The 24,383-nt window shown below is 66.2% G+C and carries 23 protein-coding genes and 1 tRNA gene; 8 read left to right on the top strand and 16 right to left on the bottom strand.

The genetic code is table 11. The features are described from left to right. Positions 1-44: 44 nt before the first annotated feature. Entirely contained in the window at positions 45-782 is a 738-nt protein-coding gene (gene truA, locus S58_RS33560; RefSeq protein ID WP_015669888.1) for a tRNA pseudouridine(38-40) synthase TruA, read from the top strand. 156 nt (positions 783-938) lie between these two features. Further along, positions 939-2,996, top strand: a complete 2,058-nt coding sequence (locus tag S58_RS33555) for a methyl-accepting chemotaxis protein (RefSeq protein WP_015669887.1) — start codon at positions 939-941, stop codon at positions 2,994-2,996. Between the two features lie 35 nt (positions 2,997-3,031). On the opposite strand, the gene S58_RS33550 is transcribed toward S58_RS33555, so the two are convergent. The 12 genes from S58_RS33550 to rpmH form a co-directional block, all read right to left on the bottom strand. Then, positions 3,032-3,415, bottom strand: coding sequence for a RidA family protein (locus S58_RS33550; RefSeq protein ID WP_015669886.1), 384 nt, complete (start codon positions 3,413-3,415; stop codon positions 3,032-3,034). Positions 3,416-3,439: 24 nt separating this feature from the next. Continuing rightward, the gene (dapE, locus tag S58_RS33545; RefSeq protein WP_015669885.1) at positions 3,440-4,594 is read right to left on the bottom strand and encodes a succinyl-diaminopimelate desuccinylase; all 1,155 of its coding nucleotides are present in this window, start codon (positions 4,592-4,594) and stop codon (positions 3,440-3,442) included. A gap of 16 nt (positions 4,595-4,610) precedes the next feature. Further along, the gene (locus S58_RS33540) at positions 4,611-5,261 is read right to left on the bottom strand and encodes a DUF805 domain-containing protein (protein ID WP_015669884.1); all 651 of its coding nucleotides are present in this window, start codon (positions 5,259-5,261) and stop codon (positions 4,611-4,613) included. A 68-nt stretch (positions 5,262-5,329) separates the two neighbouring features. Continuing rightward, entirely contained in the window at positions 5,330-6,175 is an 846-nt protein-coding gene (gene dapD / locus S58_RS33535) for a 2,3,4,5-tetrahydropyridine-2,6-dicarboxylate N-succinyltransferase (RefSeq protein WP_015669883.1), read from the bottom strand. Positions 6,176-6,409: 234 nt separating this feature from the next. Beyond that, a complete protein-coding gene (locus S58_RS33530) occupies positions 6,410-7,105 on the bottom strand; it encodes a pyrimidine 5'-nucleotidase (protein ID WP_015669882.1) in 696 nt (231 codons plus the stop codon). Between the two features lie 205 nt (positions 7,106-7,310). Further along, on the bottom strand, positions 7,311-8,375 hold the full coding sequence (locus tag S58_RS33525; RefSeq protein WP_042340397.1) for a DUF1036 domain-containing protein: 1,065 nt from the start codon (positions 8,373-8,375) through the stop codon (positions 7,311-7,313). A 119-nt stretch (positions 8,376-8,494) separates the two neighbouring features. Then, a complete protein-coding gene (argB, locus tag S58_RS33520; RefSeq protein ID WP_015669880.1) occupies positions 8,495-9,391 on the bottom strand; it encodes an acetylglutamate kinase in 897 nt (298 codons plus the stop codon). Between the two features lie 74 nt (positions 9,392-9,465). Beyond that, a complete protein-coding gene (locus tag S58_RS33515) occupies positions 9,466-9,837 on the bottom strand; it encodes a DUF423 domain-containing protein (protein ID WP_015669879.1) in 372 nt (123 codons plus the stop codon). Beyond that, on the bottom strand, positions 9,834-10,490 hold the full coding sequence (gene yihA, locus S58_RS33510) for a ribosome biogenesis GTP-binding protein YihA/YsxC (protein ID WP_015669878.1): 657 nt from the start codon (positions 10,488-10,490) through the stop codon (positions 9,834-9,836). The genes S58_RS33515 and yihA overlap by 4 nt, the downstream gene beginning before the upstream one ends. 137 nt (positions 10,491-10,627) lie before the next feature. Further along, a complete protein-coding gene (gene yidC, locus S58_RS33505) occupies positions 10,628-12,496 on the bottom strand; it encodes a membrane protein insertase YidC (protein WP_015669877.1) in 1,869 nt (622 codons plus the stop codon). Between the two features lie 22 nt (positions 12,497-12,518). Next, the gene (gene rnpA, locus S58_RS33500; protein ID WP_015669876.1) at positions 12,519-12,929 is read right to left on the bottom strand and encodes a ribonuclease P protein component; all 411 of its coding nucleotides are present in this window, start codon (positions 12,927-12,929) and stop codon (positions 12,519-12,521) included. Positions 12,930-12,960: 31 nt separating this feature from the next. Then, positions 12,961-13,095 carry a 50S ribosomal protein L34 gene (gene rpmH, locus S58_RS37045; protein WP_006609582.1) on the bottom strand — a complete coding sequence of 45 codons (135 nt, stop codon included), beginning with the start codon at positions 13,093-13,095 and terminating at the stop codon, positions 12,961-12,963. A gap of 516 nt (positions 13,096-13,611) precedes the next feature. On the opposite strand from rpmH, the gene S58_RS33490 reads away from it, so the two are divergent. Both S58_RS33490 and S58_RS33485 read left to right on the top strand, forming a co-directional pair. Beyond that, complete coding sequence (locus S58_RS33490; RefSeq protein WP_015669875.1) at positions 13,612-15,087, top strand: sensor histidine kinase; 1,476 nt, start codon at positions 13,612-13,614, stop codon at positions 15,085-15,087. 286 nt (positions 15,088-15,373) lie between these two features. Further along, a tRNA-Arg gene (locus S58_RS33485) sits at positions 15,374-15,450 on the top strand. 164 nt (positions 15,451-15,614) lie between these two features. Here S58_RS33485 and S58_RS33480 read toward each other — a convergent pair. After that, a complete protein-coding gene (locus S58_RS33480; RefSeq protein ID WP_015669874.1) occupies positions 15,615-16,220 on the bottom strand; it encodes a UbiX family flavin prenyltransferase in 606 nt (201 codons plus the stop codon). Continuing rightward, a complete protein-coding gene (locus S58_RS33475) occupies positions 16,217-17,743 on the bottom strand; it encodes a UbiD family decarboxylase (protein ID WP_015669873.1) in 1,527 nt (508 codons plus the stop codon). The genes S58_RS33480 and S58_RS33475 overlap by 4 nt, the downstream gene beginning before the upstream one ends. 102 nt (positions 17,744-17,845) lie before the next feature. Between S58_RS33475 and ubiT the strand changes: the two genes are divergently transcribed. From ubiT to S58_RS33455, 4 genes are all read left to right on the top strand, one after another. Next, a complete protein-coding gene (ubiT, locus tag S58_RS33470) occupies positions 17,846-18,406 on the top strand; it encodes a ubiquinone anaerobic biosynthesis accessory factor UbiT (RefSeq protein ID WP_015669872.1) in 561 nt (186 codons plus the stop codon). Further along, the gene (ubiU, locus tag S58_RS33465) at positions 18,397-19,374 is read left to right on the top strand and encodes a ubiquinone anaerobic biosynthesis protein UbiU (protein ID WP_015669871.1); all 978 of its coding nucleotides are present in this window, start codon (positions 18,397-18,399) and stop codon (positions 19,372-19,374) included. The genes ubiT and ubiU overlap by 10 nt, the downstream gene beginning before the upstream one ends. Positions 19,375-19,409: 35 nt before the next feature. Beyond that, positions 19,410-20,300, top strand: a complete 891-nt coding sequence (ubiV, locus tag S58_RS33460) for a ubiquinone anaerobic biosynthesis protein UbiV (protein ID WP_015669870.1) — start codon at positions 19,410-19,412, stop codon at positions 20,298-20,300. A gap of 126 nt (positions 20,301-20,426) precedes the next feature. Next, a complete protein-coding gene (locus S58_RS33455; RefSeq protein ID WP_015669869.1) occupies positions 20,427-21,191 on the top strand; it encodes a Crp/Fnr family transcriptional regulator in 765 nt (254 codons plus the stop codon). Positions 21,192-21,216: 25 nt separating this feature from the next. Here the strand turns inward: S58_RS33455 and S58_RS33450 are convergent, their stop codons facing one another. Beyond that, complete coding sequence (locus S58_RS33450; protein ID WP_160167623.1) at positions 21,217-22,086, bottom strand: FAD:protein FMN transferase; 870 nt, start codon at positions 22,084-22,086, stop codon at positions 21,217-21,219. A 128-nt stretch (positions 22,087-22,214) separates the two neighbouring features. Beyond that, on the bottom strand, positions 22,215-24,293 hold the full coding sequence (locus tag S58_RS33445; RefSeq protein WP_015669867.1) for a NosR/NirI family protein: 2,079 nt from the start codon (positions 24,291-24,293) through the stop codon (positions 22,215-22,217). Between the last annotated feature and the right edge of the window lie 90 nt (positions 24,294-24,383).

The raw sequence follows: 24,383 nt of genomic DNA, 5'->3' as shown, positions 1-24,383 counted from the left end.
TGCCGGGTCGAGCCCGGCAATGACGGCCAAACGCGATCGAGGCGATGCCCCGCTACAAGCTTACCATCGAATATGACGGCGCGCCGTTCTGCGGCTGGCAGCTGCAGGCGACTCTGCCGTCGGTGCAGGGGGCGCTGGAAGCGGCAGTGCAGGCGACCTGCGGCGTGCCGACTCGCGTGCACGGCTCGGGGCGCACCGATGCCGGCGTTCACGCCACCGGCCAGGTCGCGCATTGCGACATCGAGAAGGAATTCCGGCCCGACAAATTGCGCGACGCGCTCAACGCCCATCTGCGGCCGAATCCGGTCGCCGTGCTCGCCGCCGAGATCGTGCCCGAGACGTTCGAGGCGCGGTTCTCCGCCCGCAAACGCCACTATCGCTATCGCATCGTCAACCGCCGCCCCAATCTTGCGCTCGAGGTCGGCCGCGTCTGGCGCGTGCCACAACGGCTCGATTCCGACGCGATGCACGCGGCCGCCCAGCGGCTGATCGGGAAGCATGATTTCACGACCTTCCGCGACACGGAATGCCAGGCGAAGTCGCCGGAGAAGACGCTTGATCAGCTCGACGTCGTCAGGGACGGCGACGGGGTGACGATCCTCACTTCGGCGCGCTCCTACCTGCACAGCCAGGTGCGCTCGATGGTCGGGTCGCTGGTGTGGGTCGGGCAGGGCCGCTGGAGCGCCGATGATCTCGCCGCCGCGCTCGCCGCGCGCAACCGCGCCGCCTGCGGCGTCGTCGCGCCGCCGGAAGGGCTCTATCTGGTGAAGGTCGACTATTGAAACCGCTCCTACGATGGAACCTGGTGCATCGTGTCCATGAGCTGAGCGCTCGTCCTGATTAGTTGTCGTTCGGTGTTGCGAGCCAGGGTTTCTTAACCCCAAATTGAAGTCCGTGCTGCTATCTGCACCTCAGGCTGCTCTCCAGCGAGGTCGATCGTGCGCATTCGTCAAGTCTTCCTGCTCTCTCTGCTGCTCGGGGCCGTCATCGGCCTGCTCGCCACCGTGCTGTTCGCCTGGCAGCAGCTGACCTCGCTGCAGGCGGCCCGCACCGCGGGCAGCGATGCGCAACTGCTGGCCGCCATGCTGCGGCTCCCCGAAAAGCTCAATGTGGAGCGGGCCTGGGTCAACCCGCGCTTGGCATCCGCCAATGCGGCGACGGCGGAGGAACTTGCGGCGCTCAAAAAGACCACCGGAAGCTCCGATGAGGCGCTCGCGAAGGCGCGTAGTCTGGCGCAGCTTCGCGAGGACGTCGCAGCCTTGGATTCGATCGAGCAGAAGCTGCGGTCGCTGCGCGGGACGGCCCTCGACGCCGTTGCCCAGCCCAAGACGGCGCGTTCCGAGGCGATCATGCGGGACTACGTGCCGCAGATGTTCACGGTTCAGGAAGCCACCGGCAGCCATGTCGAGGTGATCGTGCGCCGGATCGCTGCAGCCAATCCTGCGGTCGGCCAGGCCGCGCGGCTCGCCGTGACCGGTTGGGATTTGCGCGACTGGGCCGGTCGCGCCACGACCACGCTCATTCGCATGATCGCGACCAAGCAGCCGATGGCCGGCGAGCCGGCCGAGGCGCTCGCCGCCTTCAAGGGACGCATCGAGCGGATCTGGTCGACCGCGAAGCTCGCCGCTGCCGAGATCGATCAGAAGCCGATCTTCGCAGCGATGACCGAGGTGGAGAACGGCTATTGGGCGCGCGGCGGCGAACTCTACACCTCGCAGGTGGCGCCGAACCGCGGCAAGGTGCTGGAGCTCGATCCCGATCAGTTCCTCCGCTCGCTGTTCCCGATCCTCGACACCATCCTGCCGCTGCGCGATGCCGCGCTCACCGAGGCACTGCGCCAGAGCGAGGTCGCGATCGGCGACGCTCAGTTTCGTTTCGTGCTGGCGCTCGTTCTGCTCGTCGTCAACATCGCCGCCGCCGCGCTCGGAACGCTCTGGTTCAACAGCCGCGTCATCAAGCCTCTCTCCAACCTGACCGAGTTGATCGGCCGCATCGCCGGCGGCGAACGCAACGTGGTGATCGCCTATCGCGACCGCACCGACGAGGTCGGCACGCTCGCCAACGCCATCGGCGTTCTCCAGGACAAATCCGCGGAAGCCGATCGGCTGTCGCTGCAGGGCGCCGACGCCGAGGCCCGGCGCGATGCGCGCCGGCAGAAGGTCGAGGCGCTCACCCGCCGCTTCGGCGACGTCATCGACACGCTGTGCGGCCGGCTGAGCGACGCTGCCAGCGGCCTGAAACAATCGGCCGAGACGCTCGACGGCTCGGCCAGCACGACGGCATCCCGCGCCACAGCCGTGGCCGACGCCGCGGCGCAGGCGACCGCCGGCGTCAATACGGTGGCGGCTGCCTCGGAAGAACTCGACGCGTCGATGAAGGAGATCACCCGGCAGATCTCGGAAGCTGCGTCGGAGTCTTCGAACGCGACCAGCCAGGCGCTCGACACCACCGACAAGGTTCGGACGCTCGCCGGCAGCGCCACGCGCATCGGCGACGTCGTGCAGCTGATCCGCGCCATCGCCTCGCAGACCAACCTGCTGGCGCTCAATGCCACGATCGAATCGGCGCGCGCGGGCGAGGCCGGCAAGGGCTTCGCCGTCGTTGCCTCCGAGGTGAAGAGCCTGGCATCACAGACCAGCAAGGCGACCGAGGAGATCGAAAGCCAGATCGTCGCGATCCAGAACGAGACCGGCAGCACGGTGGCTGCGATCGAGAAGATCGCCGCCGTCGTCAACACGATCAGCGGTGTCACCGGAGCGGTGGCGAGCGCGGTGGCCGAGCAGAGCGCCACGACGCGGGAAATCGCCCGCAGCGTACAACAGACTGCGAGCGGCACCAACGACGTCTCGTCGTCGATCGCGCTGGTCAGCGCCGCCGCAGCCGACACCCGCGGCTCGGCGCGCTCGCTGCTCGACTCCGCTGCCAGCCTTGCAGGCCAAGCGACCGATCTGCGCCGCGAGGTCGATCAGTTCCTGGCCGAAGTGAAAGCCGCCTGACCGGAGCGGCCCTGTGGCTATCGCACAGGTCGAGATCAGGCTGCGGCGACGGCCTCGATCTCGAGCAGCCATGCGCTGTCGAAGATGCCGGCAATAATGACGGTGAGCGCCGGTGAACGCTCGCCCAGAACCTCATTGCGAACGTCGCGGTTCTCGGCGCTGTACTGTCGATCGGACAAGTAGGTCGTGACCTTGACGACGTTGTCCAGGGTCATGTCTGCGGCCCGCAGCTGCGCTTCGACGTTCCGCCAGGCGAGCCGCGCCTGTGATCCGAAATCCGACGGCACCACGCCTTCCGCCGACTGTGGGATCTGGCCGCTCACGAATGCCCAGCGCGTCGGGTTGGAGATCTCACAGACTTGGCTGTAGCCGCCTGAAGGTTGTGGCGCATCCGCGGCATTCAGAGTTCGTTTGTTCATGTTAGGGCCCGCAGATTGGCTCGCCTACCCGAAGTATCTGTCGAGAATGCCCCGATAGATCTTCGTCAAGGTGACGATGTCGGCAACAGAGGCGCGCTCGTCGATCTGGTGCATGGTCTGCCCGACCAGGCCGAACTCGATCACCGGGCAGTAGCTCGAAATGAAGCGCGCGTCCGAGGTGCCGCCGGTGGTGGAGAGTTCCGGCTTGCGTCCCGTGATCTCTTCAATAGCCGCGACCGCGAGATCGGTGAATGGCCCCGGCTTGGTCAGGAACACGTTTGAGTTCGAGGGCAGCCAGTCGATGCGGGCGCGAATGCGATTGCCGCAGGCCACTCTCAGCCGTTCCTCGACCAGCGCACGCAGCGACTCCTGGGTGTGGCAGTCATTGTAGCGGATGTTGAATTTCGCCCGCGCCAGGCCGGGAATGACGTTGGTGGCGGTGTTGCCGACATCGACCGTGGTGAATTCGAGATTGGACGGCTGGAACTGCGCGCTGCCGTGATCAAGCGGCTCGTCCGAGAGCGCGACGACCAGGCGCGAGATGTCCGGGACCGGATTAGCGGCGCGGTGCGGATAGGCGACGTGGCCCTGCTTGCCCTCGACGATCAGGGTGCCGGACTGCGAGCCGCGGCGGCCGATCTTGATGCAGTCGCCCATGACTTCCTGATTCGACGGCTCGCCGAGCACGCAATGGTCGAACCGCTCGCCGCGCTCGGCCGCCCACTGCAACAGCTTGATGGTGCCGTTGACCGAGACGTCCTCTTCGTCGCCGGTGATGAGGAACGAGATCGAGCCGTTCGGCTGCCCGCCATTGTCGCGCAGATAGTCGAGAGCAGCGGCGACGCTGCAGGCGATGCCGCCCTTCATGTCGACCGCGCCGCGGCCATAGATGTAGCCGTCCTTCACCTCGCCTGAGAAGGCGCCAAGGCTCCAGGCGGCTTCATCGCCGGGCGGCACCACGTCTGTATGGCCGGCGAACGTGATGTGCGGCTCCTCGGTGCCGATGCGGGCGTAGAGATTGTCGATATCGGCGGTGCCGGCCTCGGAGAACGTCACGCGATGCGTTGCGAAGCCGGCTTCCTTCAGCAGGGTTTCGAGCACACCCAGCGCCCCGGCGTCGGCCGGGGTGACGGAGGGGCAGCGGATCAGGTCGCGGGTGATGGAGAGGGCATCGGTCATGCCCTCGCTTAACACGCTATTTTGGCGGGCGGCTAGTGCTGCCGATTGCCGCTGCGGCCAGCGGCGGGGTTGCAATATGCGGTGTGAATTCCAATGCCTTGTGCTGATCCCAGCCGCTCTGCGACCCTGCTTGCCGGGCGGAGCGTCCGCGCGATTGGACCTTCGGCAGCGGATCGGATCCAAAGCGGTTGCTCCGCCGATCGCCGGCGAGACAGTACAATTCGATGAAGCCCCAGAGGCAGAGCAGGGCGCCAACGCCGCCGATGATCGCTGGAGCGATCGTACCCGGGATGCGGTCGGCGTACTGGTCGACCAGTCCCGGAACGACGAAGAACGGCACCATCCACCAGCCGCTCCTGTCGCGGTCGTGCAGCCGCTTGATGGCGCCCGCGGCAAAGACCCAGGCGAACAGCGGTGTCAGGATGAGATGAACCGCGCCGGGCAAGATATCGGCCCGCGTCAGGCCATGAAACGTGTCCGGGTCGAGGGCCGCGAAAATATCGGTCAGATTGAAGCTGGCGGTTGCCGGGTGGCCCAGCAGCTTGCTGGTACCGGCCAGAGCGGCTGCGGCAAAAGCCATCCAGCAAAAGACGACCAGCGCGGACAGCCAGAGCCTCGCGCGGTTGATCCGGCCATTGAAGCGGAACAGAAACCAGGTCCAGTCCATCGGCGATCTCCGGACCGACGGCTTGGCCGGTCCGGAGATTCGTCGCTACGACCGCAGCGCGGGTTCGATCAGTCGCGCAGCAGCTCGTTGATCGAGGTCTTGGAGCGGGTGCGCTCGTCGACGCGCTTGACGATGACGGCGCAGGCCGTGGACGGGCCGATCTGGCCGTTCTTCATCGGCTTGCCCGGCAGCGCGCCGGGCACCACGACGGCATATTCCGGCACCTCGCCGACGAACACCTCGCCGGTTTCGCGGTCGACGATCTTGGTCGAGGCGCCCAGGAACACGCCCATCGACAGCACCGCGCCCTTGCGCACGACCACACCCTCGGCGACCTCCGATCGCGCGCCGATGAAGCAATCATCCTCGATGATGACCGGACCGGCCTGCAGCGGCTCCAGCACGCCGCCAATGCCGACGCCGCCGGAGATGTGCACGCGCTTGCCGATCTGGGCGCAGGAGCCGACCGTCGACCAGGTGTCGACCATGGTCGCCTCGTCGACATAGGCGCCGAGATTGACGAAGGACGGCATCAGCACGACGTTCCTGGCGATGAAGGCCGAGCGGCGCACGATCGCGCCGGGCACGGCGCGGAAGCCGGCGTCACGGAAGCGGTTCTCGCCCCAGCCCTCGAACTTCGACGGTACCTTGTCCCACCACGACGCCTGGCCGGGGCCGCCGGGAATCACGCTCATGTCGTTGAGCCGGAACGACAGCAGCACGGCCTTCTTCAGCCACTGGTTCACGCTCCACTTGCCGTCCGTGCCGCGCTCGGCGACCCGCGCCTCGCCCTTGTCGAGCAGCTCCAGCGCGCTCTCCACGGCGTCGCGAACTTCGCCCTTGGTCGTGGTCGAGACGCCGTCACGGGCGTCGAAGGCGCTGTTGATGGTGGATTCCAGGGCGGACAGTGACATCGGTCGATCCTCGCTAGGTCCCGGGCAGGTCGCCTGGGTCGGTCATGTACGAGCATGAAGGGCAGGTCGGCTTTTTCGGAGTTTGGGCGGGGGGAGTCAAGGCATCCACCGCCGTCGTCCCGGACAAGCGCGGCGCCCGGCTGGCGCCTTCTTGAATGGTGTCAGCTCGCGGGACAGCGCGAAGACGCCAACCGCGAGCCGGGCGCTGCGCGTGTCCGGGACGACGGCGAGGTTTTAGGCGGCGACCAATCGTTGCAAGAACCCGGTCAGGTCATCCGTGACGTGATCGACATGCGGGTCGCCGCGGCCGGCGAGCTCCCAGTCTTCGCGCACGACTTCCTTGGTGCCGTCGGGCACCACCAGCACGGTGGTCATGCCGAGCTCGTGGGGCACGACGAGGTTGCGGGCGAGATCCTCGAACATCGCGGAGCGCGTCGGATCGACATCGTGCAGCCGGACGAATTTGTCATAGGTCTCGCGTGCCGGCTTCGGCGTCAGCTCGGCAGCGATGATGTCGAACACGCCGTGGAAGTGTCCGGCGATGCCGAGCCGGCTCAGCACTGCGCCGACATGGTCCACCGAGCCGTTGGTCAGGATCAGCTTGCGTCCCGGCAGCTGCTCGATCGCCGCGCCCATCGCCGGATTCGGCTCCAGCGGCGAATGGTCGATCTTGTGCACGTAGGCCAGGAAGTCGTCGGCGTGCACGCCATGCTCGGTCATCATGCCGCGCATCGTGGTGCCATAGCGGCGGTAGTAGTCCTTCTGGATGCGCCGCGCCTCCTGCGCATCGACCTTCAGCCAGTTCGACACGAACTCGCCAATGCGAGCATCGACCTGCTGCCACAGATTGACGTGATGCGGATACAGCGTGTTGTCGAGATCGAACACCCAGGTGTCGATATGGCCGAAGGAGCGGGGGCACTCTGTCATGTCTGCGTCGGTCCATCTTGCTCGGCTAGGGCGTCATATTCCGCTGTCGTCCCGGCGAACGCCGGGACCCATACCGCGTGATCTGTCTTGAGGCACGATGGCTGATGTCGGTGGCTCACACGACGCCTTGTGGTTATGGATCCCCGCGTTCGCGGGGATGACAGTGTAAGGCGTGGCGGCATCTGGGACAAAACTGATGCGTCCATCACGGCAGCGCAAATCGCAGCGTCTTGCCGCCGCGGGTGATGTCGACGGCGGTGAAGCCGGTCGCTGCGAAGCCGCGGCTCGGGCAATCACCCTGCTCGGATGTCTCGAACTTGTTCTCGCGGGTGCAGAGCTGCACCAGGCCGCCCCAGTTCAGCGGCTTGTTCTTCAGCTTGATGGTGCGGTTCTCATCGTCGACGGCCTCGGCAAAGCTGTAGACCTTCTTCGGCTGTCCGGTGATGTCGGGATGCAGGCACTTGCCGGCATCGATGCGGTACCAGCCGCGGCTGACCACGGTGCGGCCGTCGTCGGTCGCAACTGCCGCCATCACCTTGTGCGGGGTGTCGTTGCACCAGGTCAGCCCCGTCGGTGACGGTGTCTGCACCGCATCCACCATGGTGGCGAAGAACGTCGGCTGAGACACGACGTCGGACGCCAGCCCGCGGCTCTTCAGGAACGCTGCGAGCGCGGCTTGCGTCTTCGGCCCGTCGACGCCATCGATCGGCGAGACGTCATAGCCGGCGATGCCGAGCAGCCGCTGGATGCCGGCGAGGCGCGCCTGCTCGTCGTCATATTCGGCGCTCTCGGCGAGATAGGCGATCAGCGTGCCGTCGTCGGCCTTGGTCGGCGTGACCTGTGTGAACGGCGCCGGCGTCTGCCCGGTGCGGCACTGCCGGGCGGCCGCGATGATGAAATTGTCGGTGGCCACGCAGAGCTGGTCATTGCCATTCCCGGCGATCGGCGAGGCGCCATACAGGCTCAGCGCGCGCGCATGCAGCAGAATGCGGTCTGCCGTCATCGTTCCCTGCAGAACCACGCGGCAGGTCGCTGGATCCAGTCGAAACCAGCCGCGCGTGGCAGTCGCCGCTTTTTCATCGATGCCGATCGCGGCCTCGACGACATAGCTCATGCGGTTGCAGAGCTTGAGGTCGGCGCGGGCGGGGGAGGCGGAAGCGAGGAGAGGAAGAAGCAGCGCCGCCAGCGCGAGCGCAACGCGAGTCACGGGCGACATTGTCGGCCCACATCTCTCTCTATCGTCATGCCAGGGCTTGACCCGGGCATCCACGCCTTTCTCTCCGAGACCGCGGCGAGGCGTGGATGGCCGGGCCTTCGACGCGCCGAAGCGGCTTCGGCCGCGCAGGCGGGACAAGCCCGGCCATGACGGAGAGAGTTGGCGGGATGTGCTCACTTGTGGATCAGCGTGCCCGTGCCCTGGTTGGTGAACAGTTCGAGCAGCACCGCGTGCGGCACCTTGCCGTCGAGGATCACGACACCCTGCACGCCCTGCTCGAGCGCGTAGATGCAGGTCTCGACCTTCGGGATCATGCCGCCGGAGATCGTGCCGTCGGCGATCAGCTTGCGCGCATCCTTCACCGACAATTCCGGAATCAGCTTCTTCGACTTGTCGAGCACGCCGGGGACGTCGGTGAGCAGCAGCAGCCGCTTGGCCTTCAGCGCACCGGCAACCGCGCCGGCAAACGTATCGGCGTTGACGTTGAAGGTCTGGCCATCCTTCGACGTCGCGAGCGGTGCCAGCACCGGGATCAGCTCGTAGCCGATCAACTGGTTGAGCAGCGTGAGATCGACCTTGTCGGGTTCGCCGACGAAACCGAGATCGACCACCTTCTCGATGTGGCTGTCCGGATCCACCATGGTGCGGGTCGCCTTGACCGCGCGCACCATGTTGCCGTCCTTGCCGCACAGGCCGACGGCCTTGCCGCCGGCTTCGTTGACGTAGCCGACCAGCTGCTTGTTGATCGAGCCGGCCAGCACCATCTCGACGATTTCGATAGTTGCCGCATCGGTGATGCGCAGGCCGGCGGCGAATTCGGAGACGATGCCGAGGCGCTTGAGCATGGTCGCGATCTGCGGCCCGCCGCCATGGACGACCACCGGGTTGATTGCGGTCTGCTCCAGGAGCACGATGTCGCGCGCGAACGCTTTCGCGGTGTCCTCGTCACCCATGGCGTGGCCGCCATATTTGATGACGATGGTTTCGTCGTCATACTCCTGCATGTGCGGGAGCGCTTCGGACAGGATGCGGGCCTGATCGAGCGGGCTGATGTTGGTCGCGTCGGTCATGTCGGGGGGATCTCGGCTGTCGGATTGTCGCGCGCGGTTCTATCCGATTGCCGGGCGCGGCGCAAAGCGCCGGATCAGGCCCGCCGCGGCCACAGCGCGCAGACCGCGAGCGCCAGCCAGCTTGCGATCTGCAGGCTGCCGCCGATCGGCGCCGCAAACGGAAACAGCCGGTCGCCGGTGAACTGCCGCATCAGGAGGTCGCCGGCGAACAGGGCCGCGCCGAGCACGAAGCCGATCGCCGTGATCAGGCCGATGCGTCGATGCACGACGCCGCGCTCGGCCAGCGCGATGGTGCCGAGCAGCGCACAGGCGTGGAACAGCAGCATGGTGGAGGCGGTCGCGAGCCGCGATGCATCGGGATCGTGGGCGGCCTTGGCCGCCAGCGCGACGCCGGCGGCGCCCATCAATCCGGCCATCGCCACCAGGATCCGCCACGGCTTCATCATGCGCCGCGCTCCTCCAACAGCCGCACCATCGCGGCGCGCAGCTCCGGCATGCCTGTGCCGGATCGCGACGATGTCGCCAGCACCTGCGGGAACGCCGCCGGATGTTTCGCGAGCGCGGCCTCGGTCTCGGCGATGCGGCTTGCAAGCTCGGCCGGCTTGATCTGGTCGGCCTTGGTCAGGATCAGCTGATAGCTGACCGCGGATCGGTCGAGGGTCTTGAGAATCTCCTGATCGACTTCCTTCAGCCCGTGGCGGGCGTCGATCAGCACATAGACGCGGGCGAGAGAGGTGCGCCCGAGCAGGAACTGGTGGATCAGCTCGGTCCAGGACGCGACCTTGGTCTTTGCTGCCGCGGCGTAGCCATAGCCGGGCATGTCGACCAGCCGCAGCGGCGCATATTCGGGCCCTTCGAAGAAGATCAGCTCCTGGGTGCGGCCGGGCGTGTGCGAGGTGCGCGCGAGCGCGTTCTGGCCGGTCAACGCGTTGATCAGGCTGGACTTGCCGACATTGGAGCGGCCGGCAAAGGCGACTTCGAGGCTCCCCATCGGCGGCAGGCTCTCGATCGACGGCGAGGCGTGGGTGAAGCGCCACGACTGTGCAAACAGCTTGCGGCCCTTTTCGATCAGGCGCTCGTCGGTGTCGTGGGTGGTCATGAATGCTCTCGCCTCGTCATTGCGAGCGAAGCGAAGCAATCCAGGGCTGAGCAAGGACTCTGGATTGCTTCGTCGCTGCGCTCCTCGCAATGACGGCCGCCGATTGCGCCGCCGTCTCTCTCACACAGCCTTACCCGTCACGCCGCCTTCTTCCTGAACGTGCCGCGGATGTTGTCGAACAGCTCCACCTTGACGCCGTTGCGGCGCATGATGAAGCCCTGCTGCAGCACCGACAGCGTGTTGTTCCAGGCCCAGTAGATCACGAGGCCGGCCGGGAAGCCCGCGAGCATGAAAGTGAAGATCAGCGGCATCCAGTTGAAGATCATCGCCTGCGTCGGATCCGGCGGCGTCGGGTTCAGCTTCATCTGGAACCACATCGTGATGCCCATGATGATCGGCCAGATGCCGAGCGCGAGGTAGTGACCGAACAGCGGCAGCTGGGTCGGGTCGAACGGGATCAGGCCGAACAGCGTGAACAAATTAGTTGGGTCGGGCGCCGACAGGTCCTTGATCCAGCCATAGAACGGCGCGTGCCGCATCTCGATGGTGACGAACAGGACCTTGTAGAGCGAAAAGAACACCGGGATCTGCAGCGCGACCGGAAGGCAGCCGGCGATCGGGTTGATCTTCTCCTTCTTGTAGATCTCCATCATCTCCTGCTGCTGCTTCATCCGGTCGTCCGGATAGCGCTCCTTGAGCGATTGCAGCTGCGGCTGGATCGCCTTCATCTTCGCCATCGAGGCGTAGGACTTGTTGGCGAGCGGGAAGAACAACAGCTTCACCAGCACCGTCACCAGCAGGATCGAGATGCCGAAATTGCCGAAGAAGCGGTAGAAGAAGTCGAGTGCCAGGAACATCGGCTTGGTCAGGAAATAGAACCAGCCCCAATCGATCAGGAGATCGAAGTGGTTGAGCCCGAGCTGCTGGTTGTAGCCGCCGAGCCCGCCGACCGGGAAGTTGATGCCGACCACGCCGGCTTCCTTGGCGCCGGCAAACAGCCGGGTGGAGACGGTGGCAGAGCCGCCGGCCGGAACGGTCTGCGAGTTCTCGACATAGTCGGTCTGATAGCGATGCTGGTTGTCGACCAGCTTCGACGAGTAATTCGCCTGCAGGCGGGCGTCCGTCATCGGCAGCAGCGCCGTCGCCCAGTATTTGTCGGTGATTCCGAGCCAGCCATTGGTGACGTCGAACTTCGCGGCCTTCTCGTCGTCCATCTTCTTGTAGGTGAACTCCTGCAGGCCCTTCTCGCCGAGATAGCCGATCAAGCCTTCATGCAGGATGTAGTACCCCGACACGTGCGGCGTGCCGTGGCGCGAGATCAGGCCGAAAGGATACAACGTCACCGGCGCGCTACCCGCGTTCGTGACCTCGTCCTTGATGGTGAAGAGATAGTGGTCGTCGACCGAAATGGTGCGCTGGAAGGTCAGGCCGTCGGCATTGGTGGTGGTCAGCTTGACCGGGGTCGACGGCGTCAAAGCGTTGGTGCCGTCCTGCTGCCACGCGGTGTTCTGGTCAGGCACCTGCACCTTCGCGCCGGGGGCCGTGACCCAGCCGAACTCGGCATAATAGGGCTCGGCGGTATTGGACGGCGAGAACAGCACGATTGCCGGCGACTTCGGATCGACCGTCTCGCGATACTGCACGAACGCCACATCGTCGATCCGGGCGCCCTTCAGCGAGATGCTGCCGGTCAGCCGCGGGGTGTCGATCTTGACGCGGGGCGAGGCGGCGATTGCAGCCTCGCGCGGCATCACGCCGGAAGCCGTGGTCACGGCGCCGCCAGGCGCGCTCGGGCTGCCGGAGGCGGCCGCGTTCGGTTGCGGGGTGGCCGACGGCGCGGTGCTGTCGGGCTGGGTTGCCGGCGCCTGCTTCTTGGCGAGCTCGGCCTGCATCTGGGCTTGCGCTCGCTGCTTCTCCATCTGCGGCCCATTGTAGAAGACCTGCCAGAGGATCAGCACGAGGCCGGACAGAATGACGGCGAAGATGGTGTTGCGATTGTCGGTCATCGTTCTCTTATCGTCTCGTCATTCAATCCGGTTTGCGGGAATGCGCGGCCGGTGCGGGAGCGTTTCGCCTGTCCGCATCAGACGTTTTTCGCGGCTGCGGCTTGGCCTGCGGCCGGTCGAGGCGGCGGAGCGTCGCCTGAAGATCGGCGAGCATGGTCGAGAATTCACGTGACAAGGCATCCCGCCGACCGACCAGTACGTAGTCACTGTGCGGCCGCATCGACAGGGGATCGAGCTGATTCACAAGCGCGCGCAACCGCCGACGGATGCGATTGCGCTCCGTGGCGGTGCCATTCTTCTTGGTGACGGTAAAGCCGATCCGGACCGGGCCCTGGTCCTGCCGTTCCCGGCGCTGGACCACGAAGGCAGGGCTGTTCGCCCGCACGCCATCGGCAACGGCGAGAAAGTCCGCCCGCTGCCGCAGCCGATCCATGATGGAAATCTCCGGGACAGACGCCCTGGCGTCAGGCGCTCAGGCGCTTGCGGCCACGCGCGCGACGGGCGGCAAGGACCTTGCGGCCGCCGGTGGTGGCGAGACGGGCGCGGAAGCCGTGACGGCGCTTGCGCACCAGTTTGCTGGGTTGATAAGTCCGCTTCACGGGTCGTTCTCCGCTGACGGGCAATTTGCCAGTTGACAACTTGCCGGCTTGAAATGTCGATTGATGTCCGGTGATGCTTCCGGGCCCGAAGTGGACCGCTGCCGGCCCTGAAAATCGAGCCGCTCCCGGGCGAGCCGGGTCATCGCGGACAGTTGGCGCGGCTTATAAGGGAGCGTCCCGCCTTCGTCAATCGCGGCAAAAAGGCATCTCCCGGGTCGCAGCGGTGGCGCGGGCAGAGCCTCATCAAGGCCCCTCATCAAGGCCTTGGTAACACGACCCGGGTCAGCGTTCGCGACGAGAAGGGAAACGAAAAGAAAGCACGGCGCGAGAAGCGCGAGAATAGTCCCCGTGTGAAGGGGTTCACGACGATGAGGACGTGGCATTGCGAACGTGGCGTTCGGTTCCATTCTGAACGATTGGAACCTGGAACATGAGCGATCCGTAATTTGACGGGACTCCGGTGCAGTCCCATCTTGCGCACCCGTAAGGGTGGGGTGTCTCTTACAAGGGCGATACGTGTCAGAGAGCGATACCAAGCCGATTCTGGAGCGTCTGCGACCGAAAAGGTCGCGCCGGCTCGGCTTGTCCGGCAAGCTGCTGCTGTTAACCATTCCGCTGGTGATGATCGCGGAAGTGCTGATCTATGTGCCGGCGATCGCCAATTTCTGGACCAACCGGCTGAACGACCGTTTGGCGGCGGCCAATACCGCTGCGCTGGTGCTCGACGCTGCCCCGTCCGGCATGGTGCCGGATTCGCTGGCGCGCCAGATCCTGACCTCGATCAATGCCCGCGGCGTGGCGATCAAGATGGGCCAGCAGCGCCGCCTGCTCGCCAGCGCCGATCTGCCGGCGTCCATCGATCATGATTTCGACATGCGCGACATGACCGCGTGGTCGTCGATCGTCAATTCGCTGAAGATGATGACCGAGACCGGCGATCACACCATGCGCGTGATCGGGCCGGCGCCGGGCCGGGCGCAATTCATCGAGGTCGTGACCGACGAGAAGCCGTTGCGCCGGGCGATGTATCGCTTCTCGCGAAACCTGCTCGGCGTGTCGCTGCTGCTGGCGGTGGTGACCGCAGCCCTGGTCTATCTCGCTCTTCATTTCCTGTTCGTGCGGCCGATGCGGCGGCTCACCGCCAGTCTGGTCGGATTCCACGAAAACCCGGAGAGCGCGGCGCGAATCATCGTGCCGAGCCATCGCTCGGACGAAATCGGCGTCGCCGAGCGCGAGCTTGCCGACATGCAGCGCGATCTCGTCTCGATGCTGCATCAGAAGAGTCGCCTGGCGGCGCTTGGCCTGGCCGTCTCCAAGATCAACCACGATCTGCGCAACCTGCTGGCCTCGTCGCAGCTGCTGTCGGACCAGCTTGCCAGCGTGCCGGACCCGCGGGTGCAGCGTTTCGCGCCCAAGCTGATGCGCTCGCTGGAGCGCGCCATTGCGTTCTGCCAATCGACGCTGTCCTACGGCAAGGTCCAGGAGCCGGCGCCGGATCGTCGTCTGGTCGCGGTCGAACCCGTCGTCGTCGAGGTGCGCGAAACCGCCGGGCTGTCGCCGGATGTCTCCATCACCTGGGTCGCCGCCATCGAGCGCGGCCTGAAGATCGATGCCGATCCGGATCAGCTGTTCCGTGTGCTGCTCAATCTCGTGCGCAATGCCGCGCAGGCTTTGGACAGCCTGGCGCCCGATGCCGGCGTACGCCAGATCCGCATCACGGGCCGCCGCGAGGGCGCGGTGGCGATTCTGGAAGTGTCCGACACCGGGCCCGGCGTGCCGACCAAGGTGCGGGAGCACCTGTTCGAGGCCTTCCGTGGCGCCGGCCGCCCCGGCGGCTCGGGGCTGGGACTTGCGATCGCGGCCGAACTCGTGCGCGCCCATGACGGCGATATCCAGCTTGTCGAGGGCACGCTCGGGGCAACCTTCCGGATCACCATTCCCGACCGCCCGGTCGAGCTGCAGACGTTCTGGACCGAACGCGCCAGCGCCTGAGACTGCCCGGCACCCGCATTTGCCGTCGTTCCACCGCCGCTCAAATCCGGAATCTCGATCGTGTCGAAAAGACCCTGGCCGCGGCAGACGGGGACGTTCGACCGCTCGCTCCGCTTGTTCCGGGCGACCGGCGCCCGCGGAAAAATGGTCGCAAAATGTCTCCCTCCGGCTTGCCAAGCGGCCCCTGAGCCGTTAGTCAGAGGCCCTTCGCGAGGCCTGCCGGCATCTGCCGCTCCGGCCTTCCGGGATTCGGCCATCACGTCCGAAGCCCGCCAAAAGCGAAAACGCGCCCGTAGCTCAGCTGGATAGAGCATCAGACTACGAATCTGAGGGTCGGACGTTCGAATCGTTCCGGGCGCGCCATTCAATCGATGGCTTACTGACATTCACCGTTTGAGACGCGAAGATCAAAACGGGTTTGAACGGTGCAGGCTGCCGGACGTGGCTCCTGCCTGTCGCGCAGCTGCGCAGAGATTTTCCATTCCACCCGCGATCGAGACGTCGGCGTCTCCGCTGGCCATGTCATGTCATGCGAGGTCGGAGGTTACCGTCGTGCCGCCGTCCCATTCCCGCGCGTTGGCGCGGAGCCCGGGGATGCCGAGCAGGTTGATGGCGCGGCAGGCGATCTGCTCGACGACGTCATCGAGCGATTGCGGCCTCAGGTAGAACGCCGGCATTGGCGGCGCGATGATGGCGCCGATCTCGGTGGCCTGCGTCATCGCACGGAGATGGCCGAGATGCAGCGGGCTCTCGCGCACCAGCAGGACCAGACGACGCCGCTCCTTGAGTTGGACGTCGGCGGCGCGGACCAGCAGATTGTCGAGCTGGCCCCAGGCGATCGCCGACAGCGTGCGGATCGAGCAGGGCGCCACGATCATGCCGGCTGTCGAAAACGAGCCGCTGGCGATGCAGGCGCCGATGTCGGCGACATCATGTGCATGCGTCGCCAGATCGCGCAGCCGCGCCAGGCTGTCCGGACCGACCTCCTCGCGCAGGGTGCGGGCGGCGGCGCCCGAGACCACGAGATGGACTGCGCATTGCGGCTGCTCCGCGAGCCGTTCGACGATGCGCACACCGATCGCGGCGCCCGAGGCGCCGCTGATGCCGACGATGATGTGATGCCGCCCGCTCATGCCGAGGCCGCTCGGTCGGCTATGGCTTCGCCGAGGCCGAGGCTCGGCCACATCGCGTCGATGCGCGCCGCGACAGCGGGGTCCATCGTCAGCACCTCGCCCCAGGCGCGCTCGGTCTCGGCGCCGATCTTGGTGGTGGCGTCGATGCCGAGTTTGCCGCCGAGGCCGGATTTCGGCGAGGCGAAATCGAGGTAGTCGATCGGCGTGTTGGCAAGCGGCACCAGGTCGCGCGAGGAGTCGCTGCGCGTCGCCACGGCCCACATCACCGCGCGCCAGTCGCGAACGTCGATGTCATCGTCGACCACGATGAGGAGCTTGGTGTAGCTGAACTGCGGCAGCATCGACCACAGGCCGAGCATGATGCGCCGCGCCTGACCCGGATAGCGCTTCTTGATCGCGACCACGGCGATCCTGTAGGAACAGGCCTCCGGCGGCAGATAGCAGTCGACGACCTCCGGGAATTGCTGCCGGATCAACGGCACGAACAATGTATTCAGCGCCTCGCCGATCCGGGACGGCTCGTCCGGCGCGCGTCCTGTGAACGTCGAAAGATAGAGCGGATTGCGGCGCGTCGTGATCGCGGTGACCTGAAGCACCGGAAAGTTCTCGATGGCGTTGTAGTAGCCGGTGTGATCGCCGTAGGGACCTTCCGGCGCGGTGTCGGTGGCCGACACGACGCCCTCGATCACGATCTCGGCGGTCGCCGGTACCGACAGGGGCACGGTGAGGCATTCGACCAGCTCGGGACGATCGCCGCGCAGGATGCCGGCGAAACGCAGCTCGGAGATGGTCTCGGGCAACGGCAGCACGGCGCTGAGGATGGTGGCGGGATCGGCGCCGATCACGATCGCGATCGGCATGTCGCGCCCCTGCGCCTGCCATTGCTGGTGGTGACGGGCGCCGCCGCGATGCGCGAGCCAGCGCATGATGGCGCGATCGCGCCCCATTACCTGCATGCGGTAGACGCCGACATTTTCCTGCTCGCCGGCGGACGCATCCGGCGGAACGGTGATGACGAGCGGCCACGTCAACAGTGGCGCCGGCTCACCCGGCCAGCAGATCTGTGCCGGCAACGTGGTCAGGTCGATGTCATCGCCCATTGTGACATAGTCATGCACCGGCGCGGCTGATCGTAGCCTCGGCCGGGTCGACAGCGCTGCGCGTGCCAGCGGCAGCTTCTGCAGCGCCTCCCTGAAGTCGCGCGGCGGCCGCGGGGCACGCAGCTCTGCCATCAGTTCGCCGAGCTCCGCCAATCGCTCCGGTCGCACGCCCATGCCCCAGGCCACCCGCTCCACGGTGCCGAACAGATTGGTGACGAGCGGTATCGGCGAGACCGATCCGCACGCCTTGATCGGCCGTTCGAACAGCAGCACGGGCCCTTCGGCGGCGATGACGCGGCGATGAATCTCGGTGATCTCGTGGACGACAGAGACGCTGTCGCGAATGCGTCGCAGCTGCCCCCGCTCGTGGAGAAAGCGCAGGAAATCCGATAACTCGCGGAAGCGAGGGACATCACGTCGCACCTACGGGGCTCCGTTCAAAAAGCGCCTCGTAGCTGGAACAATCAATGTGATCTTTGTTCCGGGTCAAATACTTCCTCCGCCGATCCGGTCAGAGCTTGTGCCATGAACTCTCTCCAGGATGCGTCCTCGACGTCGTTGCCGCTGTTGCCGCCACTGCTTGGGCAGATACTGCGTCCGTTGCCTTTGCTGCCGCTGCAGATCGCGCTCGGCGCCTTCCTGCGCGGCCTCTTGCGCCGGCATCCGCATCTGCTCGACCGGCTCGGGTCGCATCGCGGAAAGCGCTTTGGCATCAAGCCGACCGATCTGCCGTTCGCATTCGTGATTCAGGCGGACCCGCAGCGACCGCAACTCGCGGCGGTGCGCGAGCTGCCGACCGATCTCGATGCCTCCATCTCCGCGTCGATCGTCAGCCTGTTGGCGCTGGTCGAGGGCCGCCTCGACGGCGATGCGCTGATGTTTTCGCGTCAGCTCGTCATCGAAGGCGATATCGAGGCGGTGCTGGCGCTGCGCAACGCGATCGACGATGCCGGTCTGGATCTGGTCGGTGAGATCGCGGCGCTCTCGGGTCCGCTCAGTGTGCCCGCGCAGCGCCTGCTCGCGGCCGCGCGCGACGCGCTGCTGAAATCGACGACGAACGAAAGCGGGATGCGACGATGGAGCTGATCTGTCCGGCAGGGACGCCGGCGGCGCTGAAGAGCGCGGTCGAAGCCGGCGCCGATGCCGTCTATTGCGGCTTCGCCGACGAGACCAATGCCCGCAACTTTCCCGGGCTGAATTTCAGCCGCGAACAGTTGCGTGAAGGCGTAGCGCTCGCGCATCGGCGCGGCGCCAAGGTGCTGGTCGCGATCAATACCTTCCCGCGGGCCGGCGCGGTCGATTTGTGGCATCGCGCGGTCGATGATGCCGTGAAGGCCGGCGCCGACGCCCTGATCCTCGCCGATGTCGGGCTGATGGACTACACGGCGCGGCGCCATCCCGAACAGCGGCTGCATGTCTCGGTGCAAGCGGCGGCGGCGAATGTCGACGCGATCGCGTTCTATGTCGAGAATTTCGGCGCCCGCCGCGTGGTGCTGCCGCGCGTGCTGAGCGTGCCCGAGATCGCCGAGATCACCCGTGAGACGGCCTGCGAGACCGAGGTGTTCGTGTTCGGCGGACTCTGCGTGATGGCCGAGGGACGCTGCTCGCTGTCCTCCTACGCCACCGGCAAGTCACCGAACATGCAGGGCGTGTGCTCGCCGCCGAGCCACGTCGTCTATCAGGAGACGCCACAGGGAACGACCTCGCGGCTCGGCGGCTTCACCATCAACCGCTTCGGGCGCAACGAGCCCGCCGGCTATCCGACGCTGTGCAAGGGTCGCTTCTCGACCGCGCAGGGCGCCGGCTACCTCTTCGAGGATCCGGTCAGCCTCGATGCCACGACCCTGCTCGCCGGCCTGCGCGAAGCCGGTGTCACCGCGCTCAAGATCGAGGGCCGCCAGCGCGGCCGCGCCTATGTTGACGGGGTCGTGCGGCATTTTCGCAGCGTGCTGGCAGCGCTCGACGCCGGCCTGTCCACCGAGGCGCCCGGCCTCACCGCGTTCACCGAAGGGCAGGCCACCACGCAGGGCGCCTACCGCAAGACCTGGCGTTAGACGACATGACAATGGCGGATCAAGGCGGAGAGCGAATGCAACTCACTTTGGGGCCCGTGCTCTACAATTGGCAGCCGGAGCGCTGGCGTGATTTCTACTTTCGCATCGCCGACGAGGCGCCGGTCGACCGCGTCGTGGTCGGCGAGGTCGTGTGCTCGAAGCGCGCGCCGTTCTTCGAGCCGTATCTGCCTGAAGTCATCGAACGGCTTGCAGCGGCCGGCAAGCAGGTGCTGCTGGGATCGCTGGTCCTGGTGTCGTTGCGGCGCGAGCGCCGGCAGACGGCCAGCCTCGCCGAATTCGGCGACGGTCTCGTCGAGGTCAACGACCTCACCTGCCTCAAGTCGATCGCCGGCCGGCCGCACGCCATCGGTCCGTTCGTCAACATCTACAACGAGGCCAGCGCCGCGTTTCATGCCGCCAAGGGCGCCACCCGGATCTGCCTGCCGCCGGAGCTGCCGCTGTCTTCGGTTGCCGCGATCGCCGGCGCCGTGCCGCAGGTCGCGATCGAAGTGTTCGCCTTCGGCCGTGTGCCGCTCGCGATCTCCGCGCGCTGCTATCACGCCCGCCTCCACAAGCTCGCCAAGGACAATTGCCGCTTCGTGTGCGAGCAGGATCCGGACGGCCTCGTCGTGACGACGCTGGAGGATCAGGCGTTCCTCAACATGAATGGCGTGCAGACGCTGTCGCATGCCTGCTCGAACCTGCTCGGTGATCTCGATCGTCTGAAGCAAGGCGGCGTGAGATCGCTGCGGCTGTCGCCTCAGGCCTGCGACATGGTCGCGGTGTCCAGGCAATTCCAGGCGGTCCTGGCGGGCCGCGTGGAGGCCGAAGCAGCAGAACTCTGCTTGCGCGAGCTCTATCCGGACGTTCCGTTTGCCAACGGCTTCCTGCACGGGGCCCCCGGTGCGTCCTACGTCTCGGCGTAGGTACTGCCGTGCTGTTCTGTCGCGGTGAGCTCCGACGTGCTCGGGCTGCATATTGACGCATGTCAATTTGACTGACCACGAATGGACGAAGTTGAGCGGAATCAAAACTCACCCAGGGATGAAACGATGGCAGCGCCCACTCCGGTTGATATCGAGCTCGCTGCGCAGATCCCTGTCTTGAGCGGCCTCAAGCCGCACGAGATGGCCGTCCTGCTCGATGGAGCCAGCATCCTGAACCTTCGTCCAGGGCGCGCGCTGTTCCGGCAGGGTGACGCAGCGGAGGCGTTCTTCATCATCATGGAGGGGTGGATCAAGCTGTATCGAGTCACGGCGGCGGGCGACGAGGCGGTGCTCAACGTGCTGGGCAAGGGCGAGAGCCTTGCCGAGGCCGTCACCTTTACATCCGGCCACTATCCCGCCACGGCCCGCGCAGCGACCGCGACGCGGGTCATGGTCATTCCCGCCGGCCACGTGCTGAGCTGCATTCGCGGGATGCCCGAAGTCGCGATCGCGATGATCGCGTCGACGTCGCAGCACCTGCATCGATTGGCGCTGCAGATCGAGCGGTTGATGGCGCGGAGCGCCATGCAGAGGGTCGCGGAATTCCTGGCCTCGCTGGCGCCAGGCACCACGGGGCCATGCACGATCAAGCTGCCCTACGACAAGTCCCTGATTGCCGGCCGGCTCGGTCTCAAGCCCGAATCCCTGTCGCGGGTGTTTGCCAAGCTGCGCTCGGTCGGCGTCGATGTCCGCGCGTCCAACGTCGTGGTGCGCGATATGGCCCAGCTCTGCCAACTCGTCGACTGCGACACGGCGCCTTGTCCCATCAAGCCGCGGCTCATGTGTCGCGACCGTCCGGTTGCGATCCAGCCGGCCGCCAAGTCCGCTTAGGCTTAAAGCCGTCTGTGCCTCGTGTTCACCCGGCGATGTTTTCCGGGTTGCTCGCCGGCCAGTGATGATGCCGGCCGGTCAGGTCGGTCGCCCAGATCGCGGGGCGTCCCACCCTCGGCTGCAACCGCTGCAGCTCGTCGGCGCTTGCCACGGAGAACGCGGTCGAAAGCGCATCGGCAACCGCGGCCGAGTCGTGATGGACGGTGATCGTTTGCCACTGCTGGGCGCTGCGGCCACTGCGCGGATCGAACAAATGGTGCGCGGCGCCGCGGGCGCCCAGCACACAGCCTGAGCCTTCGGACGTGGCGAGAGCGCCACGACTGAGCGCGATCGACGCGGCGTCGCGGCGGGCGATCAGCCAGGGTGAGTGGTCGGGGCGCGGTCCAAGCGCGCGCTGCTCGCCGAGATCGACCAGGACGTTGGTCAGGCCGCGGCCAACAAGCAGCTCCGCCACACGATCGGTGACATAGCCCTGGCCAAGTCCGTTGAGCGTGATGCGCTGACCTTCGCCGAGGCGGATCACATCGGGTGCGACTTGCACCTTCCGCCAATTCACCAGGCGTCGCGCAGAAGCGATCACCCCGTCGGGCGGCAGCGTGGTGTGATCCTGATCCCTGAACCAGTCGACATGAGCCTCCCAAAGCGCCTGCACGGTCGGATCGAACAGGCCGTCGGTGAGCCTGGAGATGCCGAGACCCAATCCAAGGGCCCGGCGTAGATCGCTGCTCGGTTGTGCGAGATACCCCTCTCGATTGAGCCGACACAATTGTGAGTCGGACCGGAACAAGCTCAGGATCGTTTCCAGACGCTCGATTTCCGCCTCGACGAGGTCGATGATCCCACGCGCGTCTTGCGCGCGAGGCATGTTGAGGAGAATGCGGGCGGCGGCCCCCATCGCGGTGCCGGTCCATTCGTAGTCGACATCAGCAGGATGGGCCGCGCCGCCGAACGTGCTTGCGGCTGCAGCTGCGAAGATGGTGATGAAGCGGCGGCGTGTCGGATGCGCGTGCGGCATGTGCGTTCTCACGATGACCGGGCCGGAGGAGCCGAAGTCGGCGGCGGCAAGGGCGTGCGCCGTTGCGCGCGCTTCTTCAGATGAAGGCAGGTCTCGCTATCGAAGTAGTTGGCCTGGCATTTCAGGCAGTAGATGCATTCGTTCGGGTTGATCTGGCCGAGCGGATGGATCGCCTGCACGGTGCAGCGGCGGGCGCAGACATGGCATTCGGCGCCACATTCCCGGTAGCGCTTCAGCCATTCGAACATGCGCATGCGGGCAGGGATCGCCAGCGCCGCGCCGAGCGGGCAGAGGTAGCGGCAGTAGAAGCGCTCGATGAACAGTCCGGCGCCGAGCAGGGTCAACGCATACAGCACGAACGGCCATTCGCGCATCAGCTTCATCGTGATCGTGGTCTTGAACGGCTCGATCTCGGCCACCGTGAAGGCGGCGAGGATCGAGCGCAAGGAGATGGCGAGGATGGCGACGAAGCCGACATATTTGATCATCCAGAGCCGCTCGTGCAGCCCGAACGGCACCTCGATCTGCTTGATGCCGATCCGCCGCGCCAGATGATTGGACAGCTCCTGCAGCGTGCCGAACGGACACAGCCAGCCGCAGAACACGCCACGCCCCCAGAACAGCATCGAGACGGCGACGAAGCTCCACAGCAGGAACACCAGCGGATCAAGCAGAAACAGCTCCCAGCGAAAGCCCGAGAGCAGCGCGTGAATGAAGGTGAGGACATTCACCACCGACAGCTGCGCATTGGCGATCAGGCCGAGAAACACCAGGGTCAGCAGCATGTAGCCGGTGCGCAGGCGATAGTAGAATTGGCCGTGGGCGGTCACCGTATCCTGTAACACCAGGATCGCGGCCAACACGGCGAGCATGGCGCCGAGCACGCCGATCTCGTAGCGGCGGCTCCACCAGATGTCCTGCCAGACCGGGCTCTGCGCCTGCGCGGCTGCCGCGGACGCTGCAGGGGTCGATGGCGTTGAGGGCGGCGGCGGCGCGATCAGATAGCGGTCGGGAATGCGGTAGTCGATGCCGACGACAGCGGGACCTGCGGCCGATGACGGTGCGCCGAGATCGAGGTCGAGCCGGAATGGCTTGGTCGGATCGAAGCCGCTCGCATGCCGAATACGAAACACCGCGATCTCGCGCAGCTCCGGCGCGCCCGCCGCATGCAGCGCCTCGATCGCCGTGTGGTCGGCGGCTTTCAGGGCGATGGTGCGGCTGCCCTGCACCAGCTCGATCCTCTCGAACGTGCCGCTCTGCCGCCACGCCGTGCCCTTGAACGAATAGAGGCCGGAGGCGCCGATCAGCACCAGATCGTCCTCGGTGCCGACCTTGCCCATTTCGGCCTCATAGCCGCGCTGGCCGAGCAGGCTCTCGCCGATCGGCGGCGGCGTGGCGAGCGCGAGCCACAGGTCGATGAAAGGCTTGTCCGGCTCGCCGTCCTGCGTGCCCAGGCGCTTTGCCGCTTCGCCGCGCGAGATCAGCCGGCGCTGCACGGCGCCTTCGGCGAGCAGGCCCTGCCAGGACAGGCGGCGCAGCGTCTCGCGGTCCAGTCGCGGTGCGGTGTCGGTCACCGCCACGCGGCTGCGCAACACCGCGCGGGCCGAGCGCAGGATCGCGTCGCGGATCACCGTCGAGGTGATGGTGGCGCCCGCCACCGCGTGCGGTCCGCGCGAGAGATCGTCGGACGGCTTCAGCGAGGCGCCCGGCCTGATGTCGAAGCCCTTGAAATTGGCGACATAGGCCGCAAGGGCATCCTTGGGAATGCCGATCACCAGGATCGGCTCCTCATGCGCGACAATGGTCGCGCCGGTGACGATTCCGTCGGTCGTGATCGCGGCAACGATGTCGAGCGGCCGGCCGGCATAGCCGACCGAGCCGGAGACATCGAGGGTCGAAAAGGCGTAGCCGAGGAGACGCCCGTCCGCGGCCTTGACCGGCGCGGCCGGCGGCTTGCCCTGTGCCGCCTCGACCGTCACCGGTGTCGATGATGCGAAGAACTGCGCTGCGACCTGAAGATCGGCGGCATCAGCCGCGCCGGCCATAAGGCCTATCGCGAGCACAAAACCGCTCAGGACCTTGCTCATCGCAGCAGACATATCCCACCCGAGGCGTTTCGCATGTCGGGCATCAGGCCGCTGTCTCACTGCTCCGCATTGAGGCAGGTCAATGGGCGG

Source organism: Bradyrhizobium oligotrophicum S58 (assembly GCF_000344805.1).
GTDB classification, from domain to species: domain Bacteria; phylum Pseudomonadota; class Alphaproteobacteria; order Rhizobiales; family Xanthobacteraceae; genus Bradyrhizobium; species Bradyrhizobium oligotrophicum.
This window is presented reverse-complemented; position numbering and strand designations above follow the sequence as displayed.

Bases quoted from the DNA above. Each gene is read 5' to 3' on its own strand.
- S58_RS33445 (WP_015669867.1), bottom strand. From the start codon at position 24,293: ATGAGCAAGGTCCTGAGCGGTTTTGTGCTCGCGATAGGCCTTATGGCC.
- S58_RS33515 (WP_015669879.1), bottom strand. From the start codon at position 9,837: ATGATGAAGCCGTGGCGGATCCTGGTGGCGATGGCCGGATTGATGGGC.
- truA (WP_015669888.1), top strand. From the start codon at position 45: ATGCCCCGCTACAAGCTTACCATCGAATATGACGGCGCGCCGTTCTGC.
- rnpA (WP_015669876.1), bottom strand. From the start codon at position 12,929: ATGGATCGGCTGCGGCAGCGGGCGGACTTTCTCGCCGTTGCCGATGGC.
- dapE (WP_015669885.1), bottom strand. From the start codon at position 4,594: ATGACCGATGCCCTCTCCATCACCCGCGACCTGATCCGCTGCCCCTCC.
- ubiU (WP_015669871.1), top strand. From the start codon at position 18,397: ATGGAGCTGATCTGTCCGGCAGGGACGCCGGCGGCGCTGAAGAGCGCG.
- S58_RS33480 (WP_015669874.1), bottom strand. From the start codon at position 16,220: ATGAGCGGGCGGCATCACATCATCGTCGGCATCAGCGGCGCCTCGGGC.
- yidC (WP_015669877.1), bottom strand. From the start codon at position 12,496: ATGACCGACAATCGCAACACCATCTTCGCCGTCATTCTGTCCGGCCTC.
- yihA (WP_015669878.1), bottom strand. From the start codon at position 10,490: ATGACCACCCACGACACCGACGAGCGCCTGATCGAAAAGGGCCGCAAG.
- S58_RS33455 (WP_015669869.1), top strand. From the start codon at position 20,427: ATGGCAGCGCCCACTCCGGTTGATATCGAGCTCGCTGCGCAGATCCCT.
- S58_RS33530 (WP_015669882.1), bottom strand. From the start codon at position 7,105: ATGACAGAGTGCCCCCGCTCCTTCGGCCATATCGACACCTGGGTGTTC.
- ubiT (WP_015669872.1), top strand. From the start codon at position 17,846: ATGAACTCTCTCCAGGATGCGTCCTCGACGTCGTTGCCGCTGTTGCCG.
- dapD (WP_015669883.1), bottom strand. From the start codon at position 6,175: ATGTCACTGTCCGCCCTGGAATCCACCATCAACAGCGCCTTCGACGCC.
- S58_RS33450 (WP_160167623.1), bottom strand. From the start codon at position 22,086: ATGGGGGCCGCCGCCCGCATTCTCCTCAACATGCCTCGCGCGCAAGAC.
- ubiV (WP_015669870.1), top strand. From the start codon at position 19,410: ATGCAACTCACTTTGGGGCCCGTGCTCTACAATTGGCAGCCGGAGCGC.
- argB (WP_015669880.1), bottom strand. From the start codon at position 9,391: ATGACCGACGCGACCAACATCAGCCCGCTCGATCAGGCCCGCATCCTG.
- S58_RS33550 (WP_015669886.1), bottom strand. From the start codon at position 3,415: ATGAACAAACGAACTCTGAATGCCGCGGATGCGCCACAACCTTCAGGC.
- S58_RS33540 (WP_015669884.1), bottom strand. From the start codon at position 5,261: ATGGACTGGACCTGGTTTCTGTTCCGCTTCAATGGCCGGATCAACCGC.